This window comes from Actinomycetota bacterium, assembly GCA_041658565.1.
Taxonomy (GTDB): Bacteria; Actinomycetota; AC-67; order AC-67; family AC-67; genus JBAZZY01.
Window position 1 is genome coordinate 1 of the sequence record JBAZZY010000094.1, and the last position, 2689, is coordinate 2689.

Sequence of the window (2689 nt, forward strand, 5' to 3'; positions counted from 1 at the left end):
GGAGCACGGCGAACGTCTGAGCAGTGAGGGGGACGGGGGAGAAGGGAAGGAGGACTTGGACCTGAGCCGCCAGTGCGATCAGGAGGCTGCCTCCGAGGATGAGGGCCACATCCCGCCACCCTCCTGCCGCGGGCCAAACGGCGTCGATCATCACACTCTGACGCGTACCGACACTGTCCATGACTGACACCTCTCTAGACAATGCCCCCTAACGGCCTCCAGCTAAGCTGGCCGGCAGGCGGAGCAAGCATCACCCGCTGCCCGGCCCGCCGGGTCAGTCGTAGATCCTGGTGACCTTCCAGGGCTTCAGCGAGTTGTTAGGCCGCTCGCAAGATGTGCACCATCGCCAGTCTACGGACGTGTGCCACCTCTGTGGTGCTGGATTTCACATGGCGGCGAAGCGTTACTTGTGGAGGAGAGCTGCGCCCCAGTGCCGGCGATCGAGCAAACGCCATGTTCAGCTGGAAGGAAGCGCTTTCTCCTCGACTGGGGAAGCCACGCGAGATTCGCCTTCCGCTCTCTCAAAGCACCCTTTGCCTATCGCCGCCCGCGGACTGTGGATCGGCAGCGCGATCCGAGCTGTGTCAGAGCAAATCGGCTGCAACGCCAGTGTTGGGCCGTCCGTTGCTCCAGAAACGATGGTCACCCCCAACTACTCGCCTACCTGTTCGCCTCGAACTCCAACTTCAATGGAATCACACGTCTCAGTGAGTCGCCCACAGGTGATGACCGCTCACATCGCTCGCGCAAGTGAGCAACCTGCTCAGTTGTTATGCCTGGCGCGGAGAGACGCACAGTGTAGGCAATCGCGTCGTATCCAGACCCTTGCGCACCGTCCAAACCCAAGTACGACTGCACGTTGAAATGCCCGGTGGCTTCCACTGAGAGGCTCTCGATCTTGAGGCCGAGGAATGAGGCGTGCATTGCCACCAAGTCCACGTCGCACGCGGCCAGCGTCGCGAGGAACATCTGCATCGGGTTGAGGTCGTCATCGCCGCCCATGTGGACGACCTTATTCTTGAACTCAACCCGTGAACGCGAGCCCCCGACCCAATTTGCGACCAGTGCAGGATTGCGATCTGCTTTCGTGAAGTCTTGCACGACCATATCTTTGAATCGCAGCATTTCGGTCACATTAACGCCGTTGAGTTCGATTTCTTCGTTCATGTCTGCTCCTTCAGCGAGTCGTGACGTGTGATGCCACTGCTGGCCCGCGGCACTGCGTTCATGAGCGGCCTAACGGCTTCGAGCTAAGCTGCCCGGCGGAAGTGGGCAACGGCCCCTGGACTCTAGGGCATGACGGCGGGCAAGACAAGCAGCCCCGAATGCCCAGCCCGCCGGGTCAGCTTCAGCGAGTTGTTCGGCGGCCAGAATACACAGGTGCTACCCAAGAAACGAGACTAGCTGTGCCGAGGTCGCGGAAGTGAAACGCAGACGGCCGTAGCGGCCATTCAGAGAGCAGACGTGGTCAGAGGTGTTCGGACGTCGTGCGGTCAAGGCGTCTGATCTCGGCGACGACATAATCGCTGTGAGGGCCAATGTGACCCTCGAGGTCGTCCCATCGTTCGGCTTGTTCGCCAACGTAGATCGCACGTGCACGAGCGAGAACCGGACGGTGTGTCTCGGGCAGCCGGTCGAGCGCCCAGTCTGCTGCGGCGCCCTTCGACCGAATGACGCCCGTCGCGACCGTGCTCCAGATGCGAGCGAGCGTCAGAATCACATTCCGTGTGTCGGACTCGATATCGCCTCGCAGCCTGTCGATGTCGCTTACCATCGCCCTGAGAAGGTCGTCGTTAGGCACGGGATCGAAGATCTCAGCGGGAGGCGGACCGAGAAGGGGCGAATTCGCCAGCATGACCATCGTGATCAGCGTAGCTAGATCAGGGTTCACGGTCGTCTGCCACGGCTCGACGTTGCCGCTCTCGAATTCACTCCGCAGCCAGTCTCCGTACTGGAAGTCGAAGCTCGCCGGATAGCGCCACGGCTTGACGTCGCGCTCGACCACGATCGTCAACTCGATGCGCCGCCACATCCCTTCCGGCGTCATCTGTCCCGACGCGGCGAGGAGACCACGGACGAGACGCTGCTTCTCCGTGCGCGTCGTCCGCCGCTTCGACACCACGAGCACGTCGAGGTCGCTCTCTGGTTGCAGGCCGCCGAGTACTGCCGACCCGAACAAGTAGGCGGCGACTGCATCCGAATCGAGTACGGAGCGGACGAGGCCCAAGGCACGATCAATCAGATGCTGGTCAGCGGCTTTGAGCACCTGAGAGCGACGCTCCTTCCAGCCACTCGCGCGGACCTGGAGTAATAGTGGTTCCCTAGCAAAGCTACCATGGGTGTTACCGTCGCGCGCACCTGCGTGCGGCGAGTCCCGGTGATGGCCGCCGAACGGCCTCGAGCTTAGCCGCTCGGCGGAAGCTGGCAACGCTAGACACACTGTAGCCCCCGCCGGCGACTAAGACAACCACCACGCCGACTCGGCGGGATGGGCATATCGACCTCTCGATAGCCCTCGCCGACGGGCAGCGGGTGCCAACCTCTACGCACGCCCGCCGAGTCGGCTTCAGCGAGTTGATTGCATGAAAGCGCTGCACCTCCCGCTACACTGGGATTGTCGAGATCCTAGTCAGTGCACAGGAGGTGCAACATGTTGCATTCAGATTATACGATCGGTTGTGATGCCCAC

General features: G+C 61.7%; 3 protein-coding genes. All 3 read right to left on the reverse strand.

The annotated features are described in order from the left end of the window. The coding region (locus WDA27_15305) for a biotin transporter BioY (GenBank protein MFA5892292.1) at positions 1-151 on the reverse strand (151 nt) is incomplete at its 3' end. A 509-nt stretch (positions 152-660) separates the two neighbouring features. Then, positions 661-1167 carry an OsmC family protein gene (locus WDA27_15310; protein ID MFA5892293.1) on the reverse strand — a complete coding sequence of 169 codons (507 nt, stop codon included), beginning with the start codon at positions 1165-1167 and terminating at the stop codon, positions 661-663. A 301-nt stretch (positions 1168-1468) separates the two neighbouring features. Next, complete coding sequence (locus tag WDA27_15315; GenBank protein MFA5892294.1) at positions 1469-2266, reverse strand: aminoglycoside adenylyltransferase family protein; 798 nt, start codon at positions 2264-2266, stop codon at positions 1469-1471. Positions 2267-2689 lie beyond the last annotated feature (423 nt).

What these genes read in the sequence shown, in the direction of transcription:
- WDA27_15310 (MFA5892293.1), bottom strand. Translation starts at nt 1,167, where the DNA reads ATGAACGAAGAAATCGAACTCAACGGCGTTAATGTGACCGAAATGCTG.